General features: G+C 71.6%; 22 protein-coding genes. 19 read left to right on the forward strand and 3 right to left on the reverse strand.

What is annotated here, in order from left to right; genetic code table 11:
- The first annotated feature begins 4 nt into the window (after positions 1-4).
- Entirely contained in the window at positions 5-1,522 is a 1,518-nt protein-coding gene (gene hflX / locus H577_RS0109280; RefSeq protein ID WP_029145731.1) for a GTPase HflX, read from the forward strand.
- Here hflX and H577_RS0109285 read toward each other — a convergent pair.
- Complete coding sequence (locus H577_RS0109285) at positions 1,519-3,420, reverse strand: prolyl oligopeptidase family serine peptidase (RefSeq protein WP_029145732.1); 1,902 nt, start codon at positions 3,418-3,420, stop codon at positions 1,519-1,521. The genes hflX and H577_RS0109285 overlap by 4 nt on opposite strands.
- A gap of 246 nt (positions 3,421-3,666) precedes the next feature.
- On the opposite strand from H577_RS0109285, the gene H577_RS15850 reads away from it, so the two are divergent.
- Complete coding sequence (locus H577_RS15850; RefSeq protein WP_156876604.1) at positions 3,667-4,644, forward strand: methylenetetrahydrofolate reductase; 978 nt, start codon at positions 3,667-3,669, stop codon at positions 4,642-4,644.
- Positions 4,641-6,968, forward strand: a complete 2,328-nt coding sequence (metE, locus tag H577_RS15855) for a 5-methyltetrahydropteroyltriglutamate--homocysteine S-methyltransferase (protein ID WP_036284385.1) — start codon at positions 4,641-4,643, stop codon at positions 6,966-6,968. The genes H577_RS15850 and metE overlap by 4 nt, the downstream gene beginning before the upstream one ends.
- Before the next feature lie 93 nt (positions 6,969-7,061).
- Here metE and lexA read toward each other — a convergent pair whose 3' ends face one another.
- Positions 7,062-7,766, reverse strand: coding sequence for a transcriptional repressor LexA (gene lexA, locus H577_RS0109300; protein WP_029145733.1), 705 nt, complete (start codon positions 7,764-7,766; stop codon positions 7,062-7,064).
- 255 nt (positions 7,767-8,021) lie between these two features.
- Here lexA and H577_RS0109305 point away from each other — a divergent pair, with 255 nt between their 5' ends.
- Genes H577_RS0109305 through H577_RS0109330 form a run of 6 tightly spaced genes read left to right on the forward strand, consistent with a single transcriptional unit; the run spans position 8,022 to position 12,266 of the window.
- Positions 8,022-8,378, forward strand: coding sequence for a LysM peptidoglycan-binding domain-containing protein (locus H577_RS0109305; protein WP_029145734.1), 357 nt, complete (start codon positions 8,022-8,024; stop codon positions 8,376-8,378).
- 21 nt (positions 8,379-8,399) lie between these two features.
- Complete coding sequence (locus H577_RS0109310) at positions 8,400-9,494, forward strand: histidinol-phosphate transaminase (protein ID WP_211217912.1); 1,095 nt, start codon at positions 8,400-8,402, stop codon at positions 9,492-9,494.
- A complete protein-coding gene (hisB, locus tag H577_RS0109315; protein WP_029145736.1) occupies positions 9,491-10,096 on the forward strand; it encodes an imidazoleglycerol-phosphate dehydratase HisB in 606 nt (201 codons plus the stop codon). Before H577_RS0109310 ends, hisB begins: the two co-directional genes overlap by 4 nt.
- Positions 10,093-10,746, forward strand: a complete 654-nt coding sequence (gene hisH, locus H577_RS0109320; RefSeq protein ID WP_029145737.1) for an imidazole glycerol phosphate synthase subunit HisH — start codon at positions 10,093-10,095, stop codon at positions 10,744-10,746. The genes hisB and hisH overlap by 4 nt, the downstream gene beginning before the upstream one ends.
- Before the next feature lie 4 nt (positions 10,747-10,750).
- On the forward strand, positions 10,751-11,500 hold the full coding sequence (priA, locus tag H577_RS0109325; RefSeq protein WP_029145738.1) for a bifunctional 1-(5-phosphoribosyl)-5-((5-phosphoribosylamino)methylideneamino)imidazole-4-carboxamide isomerase/phosphoribosylanthranilate isomerase PriA: 750 nt from the start codon (positions 10,751-10,753) through the stop codon (positions 11,498-11,500).
- Positions 11,484-12,266, forward strand: a complete 783-nt coding sequence (locus tag H577_RS0109330; RefSeq protein WP_029145739.1) for an SseB family protein — start codon at positions 11,484-11,486, stop codon at positions 12,264-12,266. The genes priA and H577_RS0109330 overlap by 17 nt, the downstream gene beginning before the upstream one ends.
- A 23-nt stretch (positions 12,267-12,289) precedes the next feature.
- On the opposite strand, the gene H577_RS0109335 is transcribed toward H577_RS0109330, so the two are convergent.
- Positions 12,290-12,685, reverse strand: a complete 396-nt coding sequence (locus H577_RS0109335) for a DUF1844 domain-containing protein (RefSeq protein WP_029145740.1) — start codon at positions 12,683-12,685, stop codon at positions 12,290-12,292.
- Positions 12,686-12,852: 167 nt separating this feature from the next.
- Between H577_RS0109335 and infC the strand changes: the two genes are divergently transcribed.
- From infC to pheT, 10 genes are all read left to right on the forward strand, one after another.
- Complete coding sequence (gene infC, locus H577_RS15860) at positions 12,853-13,539, forward strand: translation initiation factor IF-3 (protein WP_084516043.1); 687 nt, start codon at positions 12,853-12,855, stop codon at positions 13,537-13,539.
- 68 nt (positions 13,540-13,607) lie between these two features.
- Complete coding sequence (rpmI, locus tag H577_RS0109345) at positions 13,608-13,802, forward strand: 50S ribosomal protein L35 (protein WP_029145741.1); 195 nt, start codon at positions 13,608-13,610, stop codon at positions 13,800-13,802.
- Positions 13,803-13,834: 32 nt separating this feature from the next.
- Positions 13,835-14,215 (forward strand): 50S ribosomal protein L20, encoded by a 381-nt coding sequence (rplT, locus tag H577_RS0109350; RefSeq protein ID WP_029145742.1) that lies wholly within the window; start codon positions 13,835-13,837, stop codon positions 14,213-14,215.
- Between the two features lie 97 nt (positions 14,216-14,312).
- A complete protein-coding gene (locus H577_RS0109355; protein ID WP_029145743.1) occupies positions 14,313-15,128 on the forward strand; it encodes a TrmH family RNA methyltransferase in 816 nt (271 codons plus the stop codon).
- Positions 15,129-15,181: 53 nt separating this feature from the next.
- Entirely contained in the window at positions 15,182-15,973 is a 792-nt protein-coding gene (locus tag H577_RS0109360; RefSeq protein ID WP_029145744.1) for an amino acid ABC transporter ATP-binding protein, read from the forward strand.
- A 27-nt stretch (positions 15,974-16,000) separates the two neighbouring features.
- Positions 16,001-16,912, forward strand: coding sequence for a glutamate ABC transporter substrate-binding protein (locus tag H577_RS0109365; protein ID WP_029145745.1), 912 nt, complete (start codon positions 16,001-16,003; stop codon positions 16,910-16,912).
- Positions 16,913-16,987: 75 nt separating this feature from the next.
- On the forward strand, positions 16,988-17,668 hold the full coding sequence (locus H577_RS0109370) for an amino acid ABC transporter permease (RefSeq protein ID WP_029145746.1): 681 nt from the start codon (positions 16,988-16,990) through the stop codon (positions 17,666-17,668).
- Positions 17,665-18,585, forward strand: a complete 921-nt coding sequence (locus H577_RS0109375) for an amino acid ABC transporter permease (RefSeq protein WP_029145747.1) — start codon at positions 17,665-17,667, stop codon at positions 18,583-18,585. Before H577_RS0109370 ends, H577_RS0109375 begins: the two co-directional genes overlap by 4 nt.
- A 31-nt stretch (positions 18,586-18,616) precedes the next feature.
- Positions 18,617-19,666: a phenylalanine--tRNA ligase subunit alpha gene (gene pheS / locus H577_RS0109380; protein ID WP_029145748.1), complete on the forward strand. Its 1,050-nt coding sequence runs from the start codon at positions 18,617-18,619 to the stop codon at positions 19,664-19,666.
- A complete protein-coding gene (gene pheT, locus H577_RS0109385; RefSeq protein WP_029145749.1) occupies positions 19,666-22,176 on the forward strand; it encodes a phenylalanine--tRNA ligase subunit beta in 2,511 nt (836 codons plus the stop codon). Before pheS ends, pheT begins: the two co-directional genes overlap by 1 nt.
- The last annotated feature ends 14 nt before the right edge of the window (positions 22,177-22,190 follow it).

Consider the following 22,190-nt stretch of genomic DNA (forward strand, 5'->3'; position numbering starts at 1 on the left):
GCGGATGGATGAGACCGGCGACGAGACCGTGGACCCGGTCGACCGCGTGCTGGCGCACGCCGAGTCGCGCTCCGGCGTGCGCGTGTTCGGCGCGGCGCAGGCGCTGCAGGATGCCGCGACCGCACAGGACGCGGATGCCGAACGGGCCGCGTACGACGGCGACCAGTGGGACCGTGAGGAACGCGCCGCGCTGCGCCGGGTGGCGGGCCTGTCCACCGAGCTCGAAGACGTCACCGAGGTCGAGTACCGCCAGTTGCGGCTCGAGAACGTCGTGCTGGTCGGCGTGCACCCGCAGGGACAGCAGGACGAGGCCGAGAACTCGCTGCGCGAACTGGCCGCGCTCGCCGAGACCGCCGGTGCCGTCGTGCTCGACGGCGTGCTGCAGCGCCGGCCGCACCCCGACCCGGCGACCTATGTGGGCCGGGGCAAGGCCGAGCAGCTGCGCGACATCGTCGCCGCCGTCGGCGCCGACACCGTGATCGCCGACACCGAGCTCGCCCCCAGCCAGCGGCGCGCCCTCGAGGATGTCGTCAAGGTGAAGGTCATCGACCGCACCACCGTCATCCTCGACATCTTCAGCCAGCACGCCAAGAGCCGCGAGGGCAAGGCGCAGGTCGAACTCGCGCAGCTCGAATACCTGTTGCCGCGCCTGCGTGGCTGGGGCGACTCGATGAGCCGGCAGGCCGGCGGTCAGGTCGGCGCCGGCGGTGCCGGCATGGGCTCGCGTGGGCCCGGTGAGACCAAGATCGAGCTCGACCGGCGCCGCATCCGCACCCGCATGGCGCAGCTGCGCCGTCAGATCAAGGACTTCGCCCCGGCCCGCGCGGCCAAGCGGGCCGAGCGTCGACGGCACACCGTGCCGTCGGTGGCGATCGCCGGATACACCAACGCCGGCAAGTCGAGCCTGCTCAACCGGCTCACCAGCGCCGGCGTCCTGGTGGAGAACGCGCTGTTCGCCACGCTGGACGCCACGGTGCGCCGGGCCGAAACCGCCGACGGCCGCGTCTACACGCTGACCGACACCGTCGGGTTCGTGCGCAACCTGCCGCACCAGCTCGTCGAGGCGTTCCGGTCCACCCTCGAAGAGGTGGCCGACGCCGACGTCATCGTGCACGTGGTCGATGCCGCCCACCCCGACCCGGCCGCGCAGCTGGCCACCGTGCGCGACGTGATCGGCGACGTGGGCGGGCGCGACATCCCCGAGATCGTCGTGTTCAACAAGGCCGATCTGGTCTCAGGCGACACCCGCCTGGTGCTGCAGGGCCTCGAACCTGCGGCGCTGTTCGTCTCCAGCCGCACCGGCGAGGGCATCGATGCGCTGCGGGCCCGGATCGAGGGTGCGCTGCCCCAGCCCGAGGTCGAGGTCACCGCGCTCGTGCCGTACGACCGCGGCGACCTGGTGTCGGCCGTGCACTCCACCGGGATCATCCTCGCCCAGAGCCATGAGCCCGGCGGCACCCTGCTGCACGCACGCGTGGGCGCGCAGCTCGCGGCGCAGCTGGCCGACTACGCCGCCGGTTAGTCCAGCGCCAACGGGGCGATGCCGTCGGGGGCGAACCCGAACACCGCGCCCAGGAACGCCAGTTCCTTCTCGAGCACGTCGGCGACGGTGTCGGGTCGGCGGAACCCGTGCGATTCGCCCGGGTACATCACCAGGGCGTGCGGGATGCCGCGGGCCGCCAGTGCCGCCCGGATGGCCTCGGCCTGTGCGGGCGGGACGACCGGGTCGTCCTCACCCTGCAGCAGCAGCACCGGCACCCGGAACCGCTCCGGCCGCGACAGCGGCGACCGCCGGCGGTACAGCTGCTCAGCTTGCGGCAGCGGGCCGATCAACCCGTCCAGGTAGCGCGACTCGAAATCGTGCGTGTCTTCGGCCAGCGCCCGCGCGTCGCCGACACCGTAGCGTGAGATGCCGGCCGCGAACACGTCCGTGTCGGTCAGCGCGGCCAGCACGGTCCACCCGCCGGCCGATCCGCCCTCGATCGCCAGGCGGCCCGCATCCGCCCGCCCGGCCGCGGCGAGCCCCGTCGCGGCGGCGGCCACGTCGGCCACGTCGACGACGCCCCACTGCCCGCGCAGCCGCTCACGGTAGGCGCGGCCGTAGCCGGTCGACCCGCCGTAGTTCACGTCGAGCACCCCGATGCCGCGGCTGGTGAAGAACGCGATCTTGGCGGATGCCGCGGGCGCGGTGTGCGAGGTCGGCCCGCCGTGCACGAACACGAGGTACGGGGGCTTGTCTGCCTCGGGACCGGTGATCCCGGGGGCGGTCGGAGGGTAGTCGAACGCGTGCACCGGGCCGTGCGGGCCGTCGAAGGTCACCGCCCGCGGCTGCGGCGTCCACGCCGCATCCCACCCCAGCGGGCCGCCGGCCACGCGCTCGGCGTGTGCCGGGTCGTCGGCATCCACCAGCCACACCGAGGCGGCGCTGTGCATCCCGGAGCCGGTGATCAGCACCCGGCTGCCGCGCACGTCGGCGACCGACGCGTTCGCGGTCACGTCGACGCCCAGGGCGGATGTCACGCCGGTGGCCTCGTCCACGACCACCAGTTCGTCGCCGCCGTTGGTGCGCACCGCGACGATCCGGCCGTCGGCCAGCACCCGATACCACCGGGTGCCGAGCACCCAGACCGCGCCGCCGGTGTCGGCGTCCGCCGGCGCCACCGGATGCGTGGGAAGGTCGGCCGACACCGTGACCCGCCACAGGTTCCAGCGCCCGGTCACATCGTCGGCGTACAGCAGGGCGTCCGGGTCGACCCACGTCGGCTGCACCGGCGCGCTCGCACCGCCGGCGACCGTGGCCGCGTCGACGACCCCGTCCGGGCCGATCCGCCCCACCCGCAGCCGGGCGCGGTCCCAGGGCATGTCGGGGTGGTCCCACCCGATCCACGCCAGCCGGGTGCCGTCCGGTGACAGCGCGGGGTGCGCGACGAAGTCGCTGCCGCCGGCCAGGTGCACCACGGCGGGCCGGTGGCCGGGGACGATCTCGACGATGTCGTGTCGCACCGCCCGTTCCGCGGCGTGCGTCTCGCGCACCGCCAGCAGCCGGCCGTGCTGCCAGTCCAGCCCGCCGAACCGCTCGCCGCGGTCGGGCTCGGTCAGCGGGCGCGGTGCACCGCCGGGCGAGAACTCCCACACCCGCTGGTCGGTGCGTTCGACGAAGAACAGGCGTCCGTCCTCGGACGCGGTCCACGCCCCGCCGCCGTACTCGTGCACGCGCGATCCGACGCTCCAGGGTGCGGGCAGCAGCGTCCCGAGCCGGCGTGAGCGCACCGTCATCCGGCCGCCCTCGGCGGGCACCGACTCGCCCCACCACACGTCGTCGCCGACGAACCGCGCGCCGTCGATGCGCGGTGCCGACGAGGCGGCCAGCTGCGGACTGATCGGGGAGGGCCAGGTGCCGTACTCACGCGTGCGCGACATGCTCCCACGGTAGCCGGTGCGACGAGCCCGGTCCGGGTGCCGGGCCGCGGCGGATGCCTCGTGCAACACTGCGTCACACCATGTGACCCGGGCGCGGGATGCCTCTAGCGTGGACGCATCGTCGCCCGGGCGTCCCGGGCAGGAGCGACAGCCGAGCCCGGCACCCGCCCGCACCCACCGCGCGTTCGCGCGCGGCCGCGGCCGCCCGGCTGCTGTCGCACATGCCCACCGACCAGGAAGCGCCCCATGACCCTCGCCGACGACCTGCGGCACGCGTCACCGACCGTGCCCTTCTCCTTCGAGGTGTACCCGCCGCGGACCGCGGCCTCGACCACCGCGTTGCACGCCACCCTCGCCCGGCTCGCCGAGGCCGGGCCGCGGTTCATCTCGGTCACCTACGGCGCCGGCGGATCCAGTGGTGGCCGCTCGCTCGAGGTGCTGCGGCACCTGCGGGCGCACACCGGCGTCGAACCGCTGGCGCACTTGACCTGCGTGGGCAACACCTACGCGGGTGCGGCGGCGCTGATCCGCGAGTTCCTGGATGCCGGCATCCGGAGCTTTCTCGCTCTGCGGGGTGACCCGCCGGCCGGCGCCCGCGAGGGCGACCCGTTCCTCGGCGACCTCGAGAGCGCCGCGCAGCTGGTGCAGCTGATCGACCGGGTGCAGGCCGAACGCGCGGCGTACGCCGAAGCCGGGATCCGCGGGCTTCCGGGCGCGGCGCGGGTGGTGCCCGGGCAGCGGGTCGAGATCGCGGTCGCGGCGTTCCCGCACGGCCACCCGCGCTCGCGCCATCCCCGCCAGCACATCGATGCGCTGCTGGCCAAGCAGGCCGCCGGCGCCACCTTCGCGATCACGCAGCTGTTTTTCCACGCCGACGACTATCTGGCCTTCGTCGACCGGTGTCGGGCTGCCGGGGTGCGCATCCCGATCCTGCCGGGCATCATGCCGGTGACCTCGCCCGCCCGCCTCGCGCGGGTGCTGCAGCTGACCGGGCACGAGGTGCCCGCCGAGCTGTCCATCGCCCTGCAGATCGAACCCGACCCGCACCGGCAGCGTGCGATCGGCGTCGAGTACGCGGCACGCCTGGCCGCCGAGGTGGTCGCCGGCGGCGCCCCCGGTGTGCACCTGTACGCGTTCAACAGCCACGAGACCGTCCTCGCCGTGCTGCGCGAGGCCGGGATCCCCACCGCCATCCGGAACACCCAGAAGGAGACAACACGATGACCGCATTCCCCGCCGGGACCATCCTCGGCTACCCCCGCATCGGCCGCCGCCGTGAGCTCAAGCGCGCCGTCGAAGCGTACTGGGCGGGCCGGCTCGACCAGGCCGGGCTCGAGCGGGCCGCCGAAGACCTGCGCCGCGCCACCCGTGAGCGGCTCGTCGAGATCGGACTCGGCCGTGACGACTCGTCCATCCCCGAGACCTTCTCGTACTACGACCAGGTGCTCGATGCCGCACTGGCCGTCGGCGCCCTGCCCGAGCGGTTCGCCGACCTGCGCGAGGCGGACGGTTCGATCGGCCTGCGCGCCCTGTTCGCCGCCGCCCGCGGTGACAGCGAGCATGCGCCGCTGGAGATGACGAAGTGGTTCGACACGAACTACCACTACCTCGTGCCCGAGATCGGGCCCGACACCGCGTTCGCCCCGTCGGGCGAACGGCTCGTCGCCCTGTTCGCCGAGGCGCGCGCGGACGGCGTCACCACCCGACCGGTGCTGGTCGGACCGGTCACCCTGCTGGCCCTGGCCAAACCCGCCGACGGCGCCCCGGCGGGGTTCTCGCCCCTGTCGCGGTTGGACGACGTGCTGCCGGTGTACGCCGCCCTGCTCGCGCAGCTGCGCGAGGCCGGTGCCGAATGGGTGCAGCTGGACGAACCGGCCCTGGTGAGCGAGACGCTCGACGCCGACCCGGCCGAGCTGGCCGCTGCCGCAGCGCACGCGTACGCCGTGCTCGGCGCCGCGGCCAAGCGCCCGCGCATCGTCGTCGCCGCCGGATACGCGCAACTGAGCGCCGACAGCTGGCGGGCCCTGGCTGCCGCACCGATCGAGGCCATCGCGATCGACGTGACCCGTGGCGGCGTGCCCGAGGCGGTGCCCGGCCTGGCGTCCAAGACGGTCGTGGCCGGTGTCGTCGAGGGCCGCAACATCTGGCGTGGCGACCTGGAACGGGCGTGGACGGTGTTGCAGCAGGTCGACGCGCTGGGGGCGGCATCCGTCGCGGTCGGCACCTCCACGTCGCTGCAGCACGTGCCCCACGACGTCGCCGACGAGCCCGACCTCGACCCGCGGCTGAGCTCGTGGCTCGCTTTCGCCGACCAGAAGGTCGGCCAGGTTGCCACGCTCGCCCGCGGCCGCACCGCCGGCCGCGAGCAGATCGAGGCCGACCTCGCCGCCGCGAGCGCCGCGCTCGCCGACCGCGCCGCCGCCGTGGGGGTGCACGACGGCGCCGTCCGGGTGCGGGCGGCCGCACTGACCGATGACGACGTCGCCCGTGCGCCCCGCGTTCAGCGCGACGCCGCGCAGTCCTCGCTCGGGCTGCCGCTGCTGCCGACCACGACGATCGGCTCGTTCCCGCAGACCGGCGACATCCGTCGCGCCCGCGCCGCACACGAGCGCGGTGAGCTGTCGACGGCCGAGTATGAAGACGTGCTGCGACGCGAGATCACCTCGGTGATCGGCCTGCAGGAGGAGCTCGGTCTCGACGTGCTGGTGCACGGTGAGCCCGAGCGCAACGACATGGTGCAGTACTTCGCCGAGAACCTGGACGGGTTCGCGGTGACCCGTAACGGCTGGGTGCAGTCGTACGGCACCCGCGCCACGCGGCCGTCGATCCTGTGGGGAGACGTGTCGCGCCCGGCGCCGATCACGGTGCGCTGGTCGCAGTTCGCTCAGTCGCTCAGCGACAAGCCGGTCAAGGGGATGCTCACCGGCCCGGTCACGATCCTGGCGTGGTCGTTCGTGCGCGACGACCAGCCGCTGGCGGCGACCGCCGATCAGGTGGCGCTGGCGCTGCGCGACGAGATCGCCGACCTGCAGGACGCGGGCATCCGCATCATCCAGGTCGACGAGCCCGCGCTGCGCGAGCTGCTGCCGCTGAAGAAGGCCGACCAGCCGGCCTACCTGGACTGGTCGGTGCGGTCGTTCCGGCTGGCGACGGCGGGGGCGGATGCCGCCACCCAGGTGCACACGCACCTGTGCTATTCGGAGTTCGGTGTGGTCATCGACGCGATCGCCGCCCTGGACGCCGACGTCACCTCGATCGAGGCCGCGCGCAGTCGGGGTGAGGTGATCGGCGACATCGCGGCATCCGGGTTCGCCGCGGGGATCGGGCCCGGGGTGTACGACATCCACTCGCCCCGTGTGCCGGCCGTCGATGAGATCGTCGAGTTGCTGGAGCGGGCCGTCGCCGAGCTGCCGCTGCAGCGGGTGTGGGTGAACCCGGACTGCGGTCTGAAGACCCGTGCGTACCCCGAGACCGTCGCGGCCCTGACGAACCTCGTGGCCGCCGCCGAGCGCGTGCGCGCAGGCGTACCGGAGCGGCAACCGGCCTGAGCGCAGGCCGTCCCGGGGGTCATCGGCGGTCGCCGGTGGCCCCCGTCGTCGCGCCCGGAAGAGCCACGTCCCGGCAGAACGGGAGGCTGCGCATCAGACCGCGCGCAACACCGCCACGACCTTGCCGAGAACGCTGGCGTCATCGCCCAGGATCGGCTCGAACGCCGAGTTGCGCGGCAGCAGCCAGGTGTGGCCGTCGCGCTGACGGAACGTCTTGACCGTCGCTTCGCCGTCGAGCATCGCCGCCACGATGTCGCCGTTGTCGGCCGTGGACTGTGCGCGTACCACCACCCAGTCGCCGTCGCAGATGGCCGCGTCGATCATCGACTCGCCCTGCACCTTCAGCATGAACAGCTCGCCCTTGCCGACCAGCTGCCGCGGCAGCGGGAAGATCTCCTCGACCTGCTGCTCCGCGGTGATCGGCACCCCGGCGGCGATGTGGCCGACCAACGGCACCAGGGCGGCGTCGCCGACGGCCGGCCCGGAATCGGCCGGGTTGTCGGTCGAGGCCGCGCCCGGCAGGTCGATCAGCACCTCCATCGCGCGGGTCTTGCCGGCGTCGCGGCGCAGGTAGCCGCTCAGCTCGAGCTGGTTGAGCTGGTGGGTGACGCTCGACAGCGACTTCAGCCCCACCGCATCGCCGATCTCGCGCATGCTGGGCGGGTACCCGTAGCGGGCGATCGAGCGCTGGATGACCTCGAGGATGGCCATCTGCTTCTCGCTCAGGCTCTTGCGCCGCCGCGTCTGCCGGCGCGGCTTCGCGCCCGCCGGCGCGGTGTCGTTCGCAGTGTCGCTCATGTCAGCTCCCGTCGTGCCGCATCTCGCAGCGTCTTCGAATGTCGGAGGTCGGTGATGGGGTGTCCTCATCGAAACGGTATCCGTTCCCGAAGCGGATCGCAGGCACCGCGTAGGCGTGTCGTCTTCGATCCGATGCGGGAGAAGATCCCACTTGACATCATACAGAATCGAAACTAGATTCGGAAGAGAGATTCGGGTCCGGATGCTCCCGGCCGAGTATCCGGCCCGAACCTCTCACCGTCATCAGGAGGAGCAATGAGCACCATCTCTGCGACATCGGCCCCCGTCACGACCCGGCTGCGCATCACCGCCCGCGGGCGGCGGGTGCTCGCTGCGCTGGTCGCGCTGCCTGTGGCCGCGGCCCTGGGCTGGGCGGCACTGGGCGGCGGATCCGCGCTCGCCTCGCGCGACGCGGGGGCCCCGGCCGGAACGTTCGCCACGATCACGGTGAGCGCCGGCGACTCGCTGTGGTCGATCGCCCGGCAGGTCGCCCCTGCGGCCGACCCCCGCGATGTCGTCGACGCGATCATGCGGCTGAACGCGCTTCAGACCGCGGTGGTCAGCCCCGGTGAGCGGCTCGCCCTCCCCGCCGAGTACGCGCCCGCGCACTGAGCCACGGTGGGCCGCTCTACGATGGGAGGGGTGAGCCCCCGCCTCGAAGACCTGCCCCTCCGTGACGATCTGCGCGGGATGACCCCGTACGGCGCGCCGCAGGCACCGCTGCCGGTCGCGCTGAACGTCAACGAGAACACCCACCCGGTGCCCGAAGCGGTCGCCGATGACATCCTCGACGCCGTGGCGCAGGCCCTGCACGAGGTGAACCGCTACCCCGACCGCGAGTTCACCCACCTGCGCGAGGGCTTCGCCGACTATCTCGGGCACGGTCTGTCCCGCGAGCAGATCTGGGCCGGCAACGGCTCGAACGAGGTGCTGCAGCACCTGCTGCAGGCGTTCGCCGGCCCCGGCCGCACCGTCTTCGGCTTCGGTCCCACCTACTCGATGTACCCGCTGCTGGCCCGCGGCACCGGGGCCGGGTGGGTGGCCGGGCACCGGGCGCACGATTTCACCCTGGACGCCGACTCCGCCGCCGAACAGGTCGCGGCCGCCCGGCCCGACGTGGTCCTGCTCTGCTCCCCGAACAACCCCACCGGCACCCCGCTGCCCCTGGATATCGTCGAGGCCGTGTACGACGCTACCGACGGCATCGTCATCGTGGACGAGGCGTACTGGGAGTTCGCCCCCCGCGACGAGCGCTCCGCCCTCACCCTGCTGCCGGGCCGGGAGCGCCTCGCCGTGTCGCGCACGATGAGCAAGGCCTTCGCGTTCGCCGGTGCCCGCGTCGGGTACCTCGCCGCCGACCCGGCGCTGGTCGACGCGCTTCGCCTGGTGCGGTTGCCGTACCACCTCAGCGCGATCACCCAGGCTGCCGCATCCGCCGCCCTGCGGCACGCCGACACCATGCTCGCCGCCGTCGACGACATCGTCGCGCAGCGGGACCGCATCTCGGCGACCCTGTCGGCGCTCGGCTACCGCCCCTACGAGTCGTGGACGAACTTCGTGCTGTTCACCGATGTCGCCGACCCCGCCGCCACCTGGCGTGCACTGTACGACCGCGGGGTGCTGATCCGAGACATCGGGCTCGCCCACAGCCTGCGTGTCACCGCCGGCACCGAGGACGAGACCAGCGCGTTCCTGGATGCCCTCGCCTCGCTAGACTCGGCCTCATGAGCAGCCCCCGCACCGCCGCCCGCACCCGCACCACGAGCGAGTCGACGGTCGAGCTCGAGCTGAACCTCGACGGCACCGGATCCTCGCACATCGACACCTCGGTGCCGTTCTTCGACCACATGCTCACGGCGTTCGCGAAGCACTCGCTCACCGACCTGACCGTGCGTGCCTCCGGCGACGTCGACATCGACGTGCACCACACCGTCGAAGACGTCTCGATCGTGCTCGGGCAGGCGATCCGGGAGGCACTGGGCGACAAGAGCGGTATCTCGCGTTACGGGGACGCGCTCGTGCCGCTCGACGAGGCGCTCGCCCAGGCGGTCGTCGACATCAGCGGACGCCCGTTCCTCGTGCACGAGGGGGAACCGGCCGGGTTCGAGCTGCACCTGATCGGCGGCCACTTCACCGGGTCGCTGGTGCGGCACTCGTTCGAGGCGTTGTCGTTCCACGCCGGCCTCACCACGCACGTGCGGGTGCTGTCGGGGCGCGACCCGCACCACATCGCCGAGGCTGAGTTCAAGGCGCTCGCCCGCGCGTTCCGACAGGCGAAGGCCCACGACCCGGACGTGGTCGGCATCCCGAGCACCAAGGGAGCGCTGTGACCGACCGGCCCCTGGTGGCGGTGCTCGACTACGGGTCGGGCAACGTGCACTCGGCGGTGAAGGCACTCGACGCCGCCGGCGCCGACGCCCGGCTCACCGCCGATCGCGGGCTGGTGATGGACGCCGACGGACTCGTCGTGCCCGGAGTGGGCGCCTTCTCGGCGGTGATGGCGGCACTGCGCGCCATCCGCGCCGACGAACTCATCGACCGCCGCCTCGCCGGGGGACGGGCCGTACTGGGCATCTGCGTCGGCATGCAGGTGCTGTTCGAGCGCGGACTCGAGCGCGGCGTCGACACCGAGGGGTTGGGGGAGTGGCCGGGGGCGGTCACCGAGCTGGACGCACCGGTCCTGCCGCACATGGGCTGGAACACGGTGCAGCCGGATGCCGGCAGCCGCCTGTTCGCCCGAATCGAACGGGAACGGTTCTACTTCGTGCACTCGTACGCGGCCACCGGCTGGCACCTGCACACCGAGCCGCCGTTCCCGTCTGCGGTGCTGACCTGGTGCGCGTACGGTGCCGTGCCGTTCCTGGCCGCCGTCGAGAACGGCCCCCTGACGGCCACACAGTTCCATCCCGAGAAATCCGGCCCCGCAGGCATCCGGTTGCTGTCCAATTGGATCGACGGCCTGCGCGCGGCTACCCTGTGACCTCGTGCCCAGTGAATTCGCCGCCACGCCCGAACTGATCCTGCTGCCTGCCGTCGACGTCGCCGACGGCAAGGCGGTGCGCCTGACCCAGGGCGCGGCCGGCACCGAGACCGACTACGGCGACCCCGTCGACGCCGCGACCGAGTGGGCGCGCCAGGGCGCCGAGTGGGTCCACCTGGTCGACCTCGACGCCGCCTTCGGCCGCGGCAACAACACCGGCGTGCTGCGCAAGGTGATCAAGCAGCTCAAGGGCGTGCAGGTGGAGCTGTCCGGCGGCATCCGCGACGACGACTCGCTGCACGCCGCTCTCGAATCCGGCGCCGCGCGCATCAACCTGGGCACCGCGGCGCTCGAGAACCCGGAATGGGCGGCCGACGTCATCGGCCGTTACGGCGACGCGATCGCGGTGGGCCTGGACGTGCGCGGCACCACGCTGGCCGCCCGGGGCTGGACCCGCCCCGGCGGCGACCTGTGGACCGTGCTCGCGCGCCTGGAGGACGCCGGCTGCAGCCGCTACGTCGTCACCGACGTCACCAAGGACGGCACCCTGCGCGGCCCCAACCTCGACCTGCTGCGGCAGATCACCGAGCGCACCACCAAGCCCGTGGTCGCCTCCGGCGGGGTGTCGAGCCTCGACGACATCGCGGCCCTGCGCGAACTGGTGCCGTCGGGAGTGGAGGGCGCGATCGTGGGCAAGGCGCTGTACTCGGGGGCGTTCACCCTGGCCGAGGCGCTGGATGTCGCACGGGACTGACGACTGCGCGCACGGCGCGAACACCGCCGACTCGGCCGGGGTGCCGTGGGCCGGGCGCGCGTTCGCGACCAACCCGCACGCCGGCGACGACGGCTCGGCCGACCCGGCGCTGCACGAGGCGCTGATCGCGTTCGCGGCAGGCAGCGGTGACCCGGTGGCGGTGGTCGATGCGTACCGCACCGCGCGCGTGCTCATCCCGCTGGTCGCCGAGAAGGGCGAGACCGGCGTCGCACCCGGCGGACACACCGTCGACAAGACGCAGGAGCTGTCGATCGTGACGGTCGCCGCCCCCGACGGCCGGCGCGTGCTGCCCGTGTTCACCGACGTCCAGGCGCTGGCGCGGTGGGATGCCACGGCCCGCCCGGTTCCTGTGGACGGGGTGCGCACGGCACTGGCCGCCGTCGACGACGACACCGACATGATCGTCATCGACCCCGCCTCGCCCACCGAGCATGTGCTGCGCCGCCCGGCGGTGTGGGCCATCGCGCAGCAGGCGCCGTGGGAGCCCAGCTACCGCAGCCGGGAGGTGTACGCGGCACTGCACGAGAGCATCGGGCGCGAACTGGCGGTACTCGATCTTCAGGTGGCCGGCGGTGATCCACAGTCACGGCTGCGCGGCCCCGAGCTGATCGTGCGGCTGCGTCTGGTCGACGGTCTGGACCGCCAGGCGCTGGACGCGGTGCTGGCCCGGCTGGCGAAAAGATGGGCGGCCGACGACCGCATCGCGACCCTCGTCGACTCGCTGAGCGTCAAGCTCACCCACTGACGCTCACGCGGGCCGGTTCCGGGTCAGGTGACCGGCCCGGTCCACTTCTCGCCGGGGCCTTCGCCCACCGGGTCGGGGATCGCGGACGCCTCGCGGAACGCCAGTTGCAGCGAGCGCAGCCCGTCGCGCAGCGGCGCCGCGTGGGCGCTGCTGATCTCGGGGGAGCCGGCGGTGACGAGCCCTGCCAGCGCGTTGATGAGCTTGCGGGCACCGTCCAGGTCGGTCTGCGCCTCGGGGTCGTCGGCCAGGCCCAGCTTGACCGCCGCGGCGCTCATCAGGTGCACCGCGGTCGTGGTGATGACCTCCACCGCCGGCACATCGGCGATGTCGCGCGTCGCCTCGGCGGCGGCGCGCTCCTGCTGTTCCCAGCGCGCCAGGCGCGCGGCATCCTGATCGGGTCCGTCCGGAATCGTGTCCACGTCGTACTCTCTGCTAGACTGGGCGGGCTCCGGGGCTGTCTGTCCCGGGTCGAAAGAGGATCACATCCCACCCGCGCTTGCCGTTCCAGGCTACCGGGTCGTTGCACTCCGCCGGTCCGCCGGCAGCCAGGGTGCGAAGCCGGTGCACGACGCACCGTGCGGGTGGCGTGTATCCGCCCGCGACGCACCCGCGCCGCGGCCCCCACCCGCACGAAGAGGAGTTCCGCATCAGCGATCCCCGCACCAACGAGCGCATCCGCGTCCCCGAGGTCCGACTCGTCGGGCCCAACGGCGAGCAGGTCGGCGTCGTCGCCATCCAGGTTGCGCAGCGTCTGGCTCAGGAGGCAGACCTCGATCTCGTCGAGGTCGCGCCCAACTCGAAGCCTCCCGTGGTCAAGATCATGGACTACGGCAAGTACAAGTACGAAGCCGCCCAGAAGGCGAAGGAAGCCCGCCGCAACCAGGCGAACACCATCCTCAAAGAGGTGCGGTTCCGTCTGAAGATCGAGGCGCACGACTACACGACCAAGCTCAAGCGCGCCGAGGGGTTCCTTCAGGCCGGCGACAAGGTCAAGGCGATGATCCTGTTCCGCGGTCGTGAGCAGTCCCGGCCCGAGCTGGGCGTGCGCCTGCTCAAGCGGTTCGCCGAGGACGTCGCCGAGTTCGGCACCGTGGAGTCCAACCCCCGCATCGACGGCCGCAACATGGTGATGGTGATTGCGCCGCACAAGAACAAGTCCGAGGTCAAGACCGAGCAGAACGCGCAGCGCGCGGCGAACAAGGCCGCCGCGCGCGAGGCGAAGGCCGCGGCATCCAGCAGCCCCTCGCAGACCTCCGGCTCCGACGCCGAATAGGCCCCACCGACTCCCGCACCGCGGGTCACACTTCCCGCGACAGCGGGATGCACAACGAAGGAAGAGACATGCCGAAGCAGAAGACGAACTCGAGCGCCAAGAAGCGCTTCAAGGTCACCGGCAGCGGAAAGATCATGAAGCAGCAGTCCGGGATGCGTCACCACCTCGAGGTGAAGCCCAGCAAGCGGACCCGTCGCCTGAACAAGGACGAGGTCATCTCTGGCAGCGACGCGAAGAACGTCAAGAAGCTCCTCGGGCGCTGAGCGCACCGACTGCACGTTAGGAACGAAACGAAATGGCTAGAGTCAAGCGGGCCGTCAACGCCCACAAGAAGCGTCGCGTCATCCTTGAGCGCGCCTCGGGCTACCGGGGTCAGCGGTCGCGTCTGTACCGCAAGGCGAAGGAGCAGGTCACCCACTCGCTGGTCTACGCGTACCGCGACCGCCGCAAGCGCAAGGGCGACTTCCGTCGACTGTGGATCCAGCGCATCAACGCCGCCAGCCGCCAGAACGGCCTGACCTACAACCGGTTCATGCAGGGTCTGCGCCTGGCCGACGTGCAGGTCGACCGCCGCATGCTCGCCGAGCTGGCCGTGAACGACCCGACCGCGTTCACCGCGCTGGTCGAGGTCGCGAAGAAGGCGCTCCCCGAGAACGTCAACGCACCGGCCGCCTGAGCCGGCGCGTACGCGAACGGCGTCCCGTCCTCGTGACGGGGCGCCGTTCGTCGTACGCCGGGTCGGGTGTCGGGATGCCGCACCCTAGACTGATCGCGTGCTCGAGAACCCGCGATCGGCCCGCGTCCGCGCCGTGGCGAAGCTGGCCAAGCGCCGGGTGCGGGAAGAGACCGGGCTGTTCCTGCTCGAGGGCCCGCAGGCGGTCCGCGAGGCGCTGACCTACCGACCCGACGCGATCGTCGACCTGTTCGCCACACCCGCCGCCGCCGACAAGCACGTCGACCTGCGCCGTCGGTGCGAGCAGGTCGGCGTCCAGATCGTCGTCACCGCTGAACAGGTGCTGGCCGTCATGGCCGACACCGTCACCCCGCAGGGGGTGCTGGCCGTGGCACGGCGGTTCCCGGTGACCGTGGCCGACGTGCTCGCGGCATCCCCGCGCCTTCTCGCCGTGTGCGAGCAGGTGCGCGATCCGGGCAACCTGGGCACCATCATCCGCGCCGCCGACGCGGCGGGGGCGGATGCCGTGATCCTGACCGGCCGCACCGTCGACCCGTACAACCCCAAGGTGGTGCGCTCGACCACCGGGTCGCTGTTCCACCTGCCCGTCGCCGTCGACGGCGAGGTGGCCGAGGTCGTGGCGGCCGTGCGGGCCGCAGGTCTGCACGTGGTGGCGGCCGACGTGAAGGGCGACGACCTGCTCGCCGCACGCGAGGCGGGAGAGCTGGCGCGGCCGACGGCGTGGCTGTTCGGCAACGAGGCGCGCGGCCTCGACGACGACGTGCTGGCCCTGGCCGACACCGCGCTGCGCCTGCCGATCTACGGGCGCGCCGAGTCGCTGAACCTGGCCACGGCGGCCAGCGTCTGCCTCTACGAATCGGCCTTCGCGCAGCGCGCCACGGTCACGGATCGATAAACCCCTGCCGGATCGGCCACCATTTCACCGGGGTTTTCCATAGGGTTGTCTGTATGACGATCCCCGATGACGCGGCTCCGCAGACGTCGAACATCTCGGTGCGGCGGGGCGACCCGCTGGTCGTGATCCAGAACGTGCAGAAGCACTACGGCGACTTCCAGGCCCTGAAAGACATCGACCTCACCGTGAACCGCGGCGAGGTCGTCGTGGTGATCGGCCCTTCCGGGTCCGGCAAGTCCACGCTGTGCCGCACCATCAACCGGCTCGAGACGATCACCAGCGGAACCATCAGCATCGACGGCGAAGAACTGCCGACAGAGGGCAAGGGCCTCGCCCGGTTGCGCAGCGACGTCGGCATGGTGTTCCAGTCGTTCAACCTGTTCTCGCACCTGACGATCCTCGACAACGTCACGCTCGGTCCGATCAAGGTCCGCAACATGAAGAAGGCGGATGCCGAGGCCCGGGCGCGTGCCCTGCTCGACCGTGTCGGGGTCGCCCAGCAGGCCGACAAGCTTCCCGCGCAACTGTCGGGCGGTCAGCAGCAGCGCGTCGCGATCGCCCGGGCGCTCGCGATGAACCCGAAGGTGATGCTGTTCGACGAGCCGACCAGTGCGTTGGACCCGGAGATGATCAACGAGGTGCTCGACGTCATGGTGGGCCTCGCCCAGGAGGGCATGACGATGATCGTCGTCACCCACGAGATGGGGTTCGCGCGCAAGGCGGCGGACCGCGTCGTGTTCATGGCCGACGGCCAGATCGTCGAGCAGGCCACGCCCGAGGACTTCTTCACCAACCCCCAGTCGGATCGCGCCAAGGACTTCCTCTCGAAGCTCCTCACGCACTGATCCGGCCCGCACGAAAGAGAGAGACACATGCGAAAGACCCGCATCATCGCGAGCCTGAGCGTGGCGGCCGCAGCGCTGCTCGCGCTCACCGCCTGCAACAGCGGAACACCGGGTGACAACGGCGGGAACGGGAACGCGGGCACCACCGGCAGCCAGACGCCGTGGACGGTCGCAACCGACGTCGACCTCACCGGCAGCCCGACCTTCGACCGCATCAAGAAGGCCGACAAGGTCACCATCGGCGTCAAGGAGGACCAGCCGGGGCTCGGCTACCTCGACGCCACGACGAACAAGCGTTCCGGGTTCGACGTCGACATCGCCCGCTGGATGGCGGCATCCCTCGGCTACGGCGAAGACAAGATCGACTTCAAGCCGATCGCCTCGGCGAACCGCGAGCAGGCCATCGTGAACGGCGACGTCGACTTCTACGTCGGCACCTACTCGATCACCGACAAGCGCAAGGAGCAGATCGCGTTCGCCGGTCCGTACTTCGTGACCGGTCAGGGCCTGCTGGTGGCCAAGGACAACGACAAGATCACCGGCAAGGACTCGCTGACCAAGGATGATGTGGTCTGCTCGGCGACCGGATCCACCTCGATCCAGCAGATCAAGTCGCTGACCCCGGCGCAGACCAAGGAGTACGACACGTACTCCAAGTGCGTGCAGGCACTGATCCAGGGGCAGGTCGACGCCGTGACCACGGATGAGGCGATCCTGCTCGGTTACGCCGCACAGGACCCCGAGCACCTCAAGACCGTCGGCGACGTGTTCAGCCAGGAGCGGTACGGCATCGGCCTGGCCAAGGACGACGCCGCGCTGCAGGCGTATTTCAACAACGTGCTCACCGACGGGCACGACGTGTGGCAGAAGATCTTCGACAACAACCTCGGTGCCTCGGGCGTGAAGGCCGAGCAGCCGGCGGTCGACCCGGTCGGCTGACCCGTTCCGGTCGGGCGGCGCCGTCGTGCGCCGCCCGACCGCTGCCCCGAAACCGACGACGAAAGAGGAGGCGCGATGGACGTCCCGCAGTTGTGGCTGAACGCGCTGCAGGGGACGCTGATCCTGTTCTTCGCGGGCGGCGCCCTTGCGCTGGTGCTCGGGATCATCGTCGGCACGATGCGCGTCTCGCCGATCCCGGTGGCGCGCGCGGTCGGCACGGTCTACGTGAACTGGATCCGCAACACCCCCCTCACGCTGGTGATGTTCTTCTTCGCGTTCTGCATCCCGATCCTGATGGCGCAGCGAGTCAGCTCGCTCGTGCTGGCCACGATCGCGCTGGGCGTGTACACCGCGACGTATGTGGCCGAGACCATCCGCTCCGGCGTGAACACCGTACCGGTCGGCCAGGCCGAGGCCGCCCGCGCGCTCGGCCTGGGCTTCGGTCAGGTCATGTCGCTCGTGGTGCTGCCGCAGGCGTTCCGATCCGTCATCCCGCCGATGGTGAGCGTGTTCATCGCGCTGCTGAAGAACACCACCGTCGCGGCCGGCTTCGCGGTGCTGAACCTCGGCTCGGTGGCCCTCTACCTCAGCGAGATCCGCGAGCCGGGCCGGCGCGACAACCTGCTCGAGACGATGATGTCGGGCGGAAACCTGCTGCTCACCCTCATCCTCATCGCACTGATCTTCGTCGTCATGGTGCTGCTGCTGGCCTGGCTGCAACGGGCGCTTGAGAAGAAGTGGAGGGTCGAGCGATGAGCTCCGTGCTGTACGACGTCCCCGGCCCCCGGGCGCGGGTGCGCAACCTGGTCCTCGGCGCGATCACCGTGCTCGTGGTGGCCGCGATCTTCGGCGTCGTGGTGTGGCGGCTGGCCGCCACCGGCCAGTTCGACGCCCAGAAGTGGTCGATCTTCACCTACACCCGGCCGTGGCTCCTGCTGCTCGAGGGCCTGGGCGCCACGCTCGCGGCGTTCGTGGTCGCGGCGATCGGCGCGCTCATCCTGGGCTTCGTGCTCGCCGTCGGCCGACTGTCGGACCACGCCTGGGTGCGCGTGCCCGTCGGTTGGATCACCGAGATCCTCCGGGCCATCCCGGTGCTGATCTTCATGATGCTGCTGTACTACGGCCTGCCGGTGCTGGGTGTGCGGATGGACCCCTACTGGGCCGTCGTGATCGCGCTCATCGCCTACAACGGCTCGGTGCTGGCCGAGGCCATCCGCGCCGGCGTGGAGTCGCTGCCGCGCGGCCAGAAGGAGGCCGGGTACGCGGTCGGGCTGCGCAAGAACGAGGTGATGCGCCTCATCCTGCTGCCGCAGGCGGTGCGGGCCATGATGCCGGTCATCATCTCGCAGCTCGTGGTGGCGCTGAAGGACACCGCGCTCGGCTTCATCATCACCTACCCCGAGCTGCTGCATTACATCCAGCTGCTCGGTGGCCAGGTGCCGTTCGGAACCCCGCTGGTGCCCACAGCGATCGTCGGCGGTTCGATCTACGTCGCGTTGTGTCTGCTGCTCTCGTATGTCGCCTACCGCGTCGAGAAGCGCACACGTCGCTCGCCGAAGGCCGCCCGACTGGACCCGGGCGACGGCGGCGATGTCACCACCGCGACCGAGCGCATCGCCGTGCAACGGGGCGTCGGCAAGTTCGACGGCACGTACCAGGGCCCGCAGCTCTGACAGAGGTGATCACCGCCCGCCGGTAGACTCGATTCTCGTGTCCGACGAGGTAACCGAGATCACCCCCGAGGCGGTTCAGTCCGCGGTCAGCGCCGCGCTCGACGCCATCGCCGCCGCCGGCGACACCGCCGCCCTGAAGGCCGCGCGTGCCGCGCACACCGCCGAGGGTTCGCCGCTGGCGCGGCTGAACGCCCGCATGCGCGAGGTGCCGCCCGAGCGCAAGGCCGAGTTCGGCAAGCTCATCGGCAGCGGCCGTGCACGCGTGAACCAGGCGCTGGCAGCCCGTGAGGCCGAGCTCGACGCGGCCGAGACCGCGGCACGCCTGGAGGCCGAGCGGGTGGATGTCACCGCCGTGGCCACGCGATCGCGCGTGGGCGCGCGGCATCCGCTCACCCTGTTGCAGGAGCAGATCGGCGACATCTTCGTCGGGATGGGGTGGGAGATCGCCGAGGGCCCCGAGCTCGAGCACGAGTGGTACAACTTCGACGCGCTCAACCTCGACCCCGACCATCCCGCACGCCAGATGCAGGACACCTTCTACGTCGACCCACCCGAACGACACCTGGTGATGCGCACGCAGACGAGCCCGGTGCAGATGCGTTCCATGCTCACCCGCGAGCTGCCGATCTACGTGATCTCGCCCGGGCGCGTGTTCCGCACCGACGAGTACGACGCCACCCACCTGCCCGTGTTCACGCAGGTGGAGGGCCTGGTCGTCGACAAGGGCATCACGATGGCGCACCTGAAGGGCACCCTCGACCACCTGGCCCGGCAGCTGTTCGGCGCCGAGGCGAAGACCCGGCTGCGGACCAACTACTTCCCGTTCACCGAGCCGAGTGCCGAGTTCGACCTGTGGCATCCCACCTTCAAGGACGGGCCTCGCTGGATCGAATGGGGCGGCTGCGGCATGGTCAATCCGAACGTGCTGCGCGCGGCGGGCATCGACCCCGAGGTGTACTCCGGCTTCGCGTTCGGCATCGGCGTCGAACGCGCCCTGATGTTCCGCAGCGACGTGCAGGACATGCGCGACATGGCCGAAGGCGATATTCGTTTCAGCGAGCAGTTCGGGATGGTGGTGTGATGCGCGTCCCGCTGTCGTGGTTGCGTGACTACGTCGATGTGGCACCGGATGCCACGCCCGAGGACGTCCTCGCGGCGCTGGTGTCGGTCGGGTTCGAAGAAGAGGACGTGCACCGCTTCGAGGTGTCGGGCCCGGTCGTGGTCGGCCAAGTACTCGAGGTGAACCCGGAGCCGCAGACGAACGGCAAGACCATCAACTGGTGCCAGGTCGACGTCGGCGAGGCGAACGGCGGTGTGCGCGGCATCGTGTGCGGCGCCCACAACTTCGGCGTGGGCGACAAGGTCGTGGTCACGCTGCCGGGCGCGGTGCTGCCCGGGCCCTTCCCGATCGCGGCGCGCAAGACGTACGGGCACGTCTCGGACGGCATGATCGCGTCGGCGCGCGAGCTGGGCCTGGGCGACGAACACAGTGGCATCCTGCGACTGGCCGACCTGGGCATCGACGCGCCCGTGGGCGCCGATGCGATCGCGCTGCTGGGCCTGGACGACGTCGCCGTCGAGATCAACGTCACCCCCGACCGCGGCTACGCGCTGAGCATGCGCGGGGTGGCCCGCGAGTACGCGCACGCCACCGGTGGCGTGTTCCGCGACCCGGGCGTACGCGACTGGGCGCAGGTGCAGCAGCCGGAAGGCGGCTTCCCCGTCGCCGTCGACGACGCCGCACCCATCCGCGGCAACGCCGGGGCGACCGAGTTCGTCGCGCGCGTCGTGCGCGGGGTGGATGCCACCCGCCCCACACCGCCGTGGATGATCGCCCGCCTCGTGCTGGCCGGCATCCGCTCGATCTCGGTGCTGGTCGACATCACGAACTACGTCATGCTCGAGCTCGGCAACCCCGTCCACGGCTACGACCTCGACAAGCTCACCGGCGGCATCACGGTGCGCCGCGCGCAGCCGGGTGAGAAGCTCACCACCCTGGACGACCAGGAGCGCGCCCTGCACCCCGAAGATCTGTTGATCACCGACGAGTCCGGTCCGATCGGCCTGGCCGGCGTCATGGGCGGGGCCACCACCGAGATGAGCCTCGACACGACGAACGTGCTCATCGAGGCGGCGACCTTCGACCCGGTGACCATCGCCCGCTCGGCGCGCCGCCACAAGCTGCCCAGCGAGGCATCCCGTCGCTTCGAGCGCGGCGTCGACCCGCTCATCCCGTTCGTCGCCGCCCGTCGCGTGGCCGACCTGATGGTGGAGCTGGCCGGTGGCACGCTCGACGAGACGACCGGCGGTGCCCTGTTCGCCGCATACGAACGCGAGGCGATCGCGCTGCCCAAGCCGTTCGTGCCGGCACTGATCGGCGTCGACTACACCGACGCCGAGATCACCGAGGCGTTGCAGACGATCGGCTGCGACGTGTACGACAACGGCGACCACTGGCTGGTCACGCCGCCGTCGTGGCGCGGCGACCTCACCGACCGGTGGACCCTCGCCGAAGAGGTCGCCCGCATCCAGGGTCTCGACCGCGTGCCGTCGGTGCTGCCCACCCCGCCCGCCGGCCGCGGGTTGACCGCGACGCAGCAGGGCCGACGCCGCGTGGCGAACGCGCTGGCCGCCGCCGGATACGTCGAGACGCCGTCGTTCCCGTTCACCACCGCCGCGCTCAACGACCTGCACGGCTCGGCCTCCGGCGACCGGTTGCCGGGCATGAAGCTCGCCAACCCGCTCGACGGCAATGCGCCGTACCTGCGCCGGTCGCTCGTGCCGGGGCTGACCCAGGTCGCCCACCGCAACCTCGCCCGCGGCTTCACCGACCTGGCCCTGTTCGAGCTGGGTGCGGTGTTCCTGCCCGAGCCCGGCGTGAGCTACGGCACGGCCGAGGTGCCGCCGCCCGCGCAGCGCCCCGACGCCGACGCCCTGGCCGCCCTCGACGCCGCCCTGCCCGCCCAGCCGCGCCGCGTCGGCGTGCTGCTGGCCGGCAACGCCATCGCGCGCCAGCCCGGCCAGCCGGCGGTGCCGGTGACCCTGTCCGACGCGATCGACGCGGTCCACATCGTCGCGGCGGCCGCCGGGGCGAAGGTCGAGATCGCGCAGACCCGGCGCGCCGCGCTGCACCCGGGCCGCGCGGGCGTGGTGCTGCTCGGCGGCGCCGAGATCGGCTACGTCGGTGAGCTGCTGCCGGCGGTCGCGGCCGACGCCGACCTGGTCGGGCGCGTGTACGTGGCCGAGCTCGACCTCGACGCGCTGCTGTCGGCGGCGGGCGCACCGGCGGTCGCGGCATCCCTGTCGGCGCACACCCCCGCCACGCAGGACGTGTCGCTGGTCGTGCCACACGACGTGCCGGCCGCCGCCGTGCGCGACGCGCTGATCGACGGATGCGGCGGGCTGCTCGAGTCGCTGCACCTGGTCGACGACTACCGCGGGCAGGGCATCCCCGACGGGCACAAGAGCCTCACCTTCGCGCTGCGCTTCCGCGCCGCCGACCGCACCCTCACCGCCGCCGAGGCCACCGAGGCCAAGCTGCAGGGGGTCGAGCTGGCGGCCGAGCGTTTCGGCGCCCGGCTGCGCGACTGACCGGACGCCGGATA

It is taken from the genome of Microbacterium luticocti DSM 19459, from assembly GCF_000422405.1.
GTDB classification, from domain to species: Bacteria; Actinomycetota; Actinomycetes; order Actinomycetales; family Microbacteriaceae; genus Microbacterium; species Microbacterium luticocti.

What these genes read in the sequence shown, in the direction of transcription:
- hflX (WP_029145731.1), top strand. Translation starts at nt 5, where the DNA reads ATGGATGAGACCGGCGACGAGACCGTGGACCCGGTCGACCGCGTGCTG.
- H577_RS0109285 (WP_029145732.1), bottom strand. Translation starts at nt 3,420, where the DNA reads ATGTCGCGCACGCGTGAGTACGGCACCTGGCCCTCCCCGATCAGTCCG.
- H577_RS15850 (WP_156876604.1), top strand. Translation starts at nt 3,667, where the DNA reads ATGACCCTCGCCGACGACCTGCGGCACGCGTCACCGACCGTGCCCTTC.
- metE (WP_036284385.1), top strand. Translation starts at nt 4,641, where the DNA reads ATGACCGCATTCCCCGCCGGGACCATCCTCGGCTACCCCCGCATCGGC.
- lexA (WP_029145733.1), bottom strand. Translation starts at nt 7,766, where the DNA reads ATGAGCGACACTGCGAACGACACCGCGCCGGCGGGCGCGAAGCCGCGC.
- H577_RS0109305 (WP_029145734.1), top strand. Translation starts at nt 8,022, where the DNA reads ATGAGCACCATCTCTGCGACATCGGCCCCCGTCACGACCCGGCTGCGC.
- H577_RS0109310 (WP_211217912.1), top strand. Translation starts at nt 8,400, where the DNA reads ATGGGAGGGGTGAGCCCCCGCCTCGAAGACCTGCCCCTCCGTGACGAT.
- hisB (WP_029145736.1), top strand. Translation starts at nt 9,491, where the DNA reads ATGAGCAGCCCCCGCACCGCCGCCCGCACCCGCACCACGAGCGAGTCG.
- H577_RS0109330 (WP_029145739.1), top strand. Translation starts at nt 11,484, where the DNA reads ATGTCGCACGGGACTGACGACTGCGCGCACGGCGCGAACACCGCCGAC.
- rpmI (WP_029145741.1), top strand. Translation starts at nt 13,608, where the DNA reads ATGCCGAAGCAGAAGACGAACTCGAGCGCCAAGAAGCGCTTCAAGGTC.
- rplT (WP_029145742.1), top strand. Translation starts at nt 13,835, where the DNA reads ATGGCTAGAGTCAAGCGGGCCGTCAACGCCCACAAGAAGCGTCGCGTC.
- H577_RS0109360 (WP_029145744.1), top strand. Translation starts at nt 15,182, where the DNA reads ATGACGATCCCCGATGACGCGGCTCCGCAGACGTCGAACATCTCGGTG.
- H577_RS0109365 (WP_029145745.1), top strand. Translation starts at nt 16,001, where the DNA reads ATGCGAAAGACCCGCATCATCGCGAGCCTGAGCGTGGCGGCCGCAGCG.
- H577_RS0109370 (WP_029145746.1), top strand. Translation starts at nt 16,988, where the DNA reads ATGGACGTCCCGCAGTTGTGGCTGAACGCGCTGCAGGGGACGCTGATC.
- H577_RS0109375 (WP_029145747.1), top strand. Translation starts at nt 17,665, where the DNA reads ATGAGCTCCGTGCTGTACGACGTCCCCGGCCCCCGGGCGCGGGTGCGC.
- pheT (WP_029145749.1), top strand. Translation starts at nt 19,666, where the DNA reads ATGCGCGTCCCGCTGTCGTGGTTGCGTGACTACGTCGATGTGGCACCG.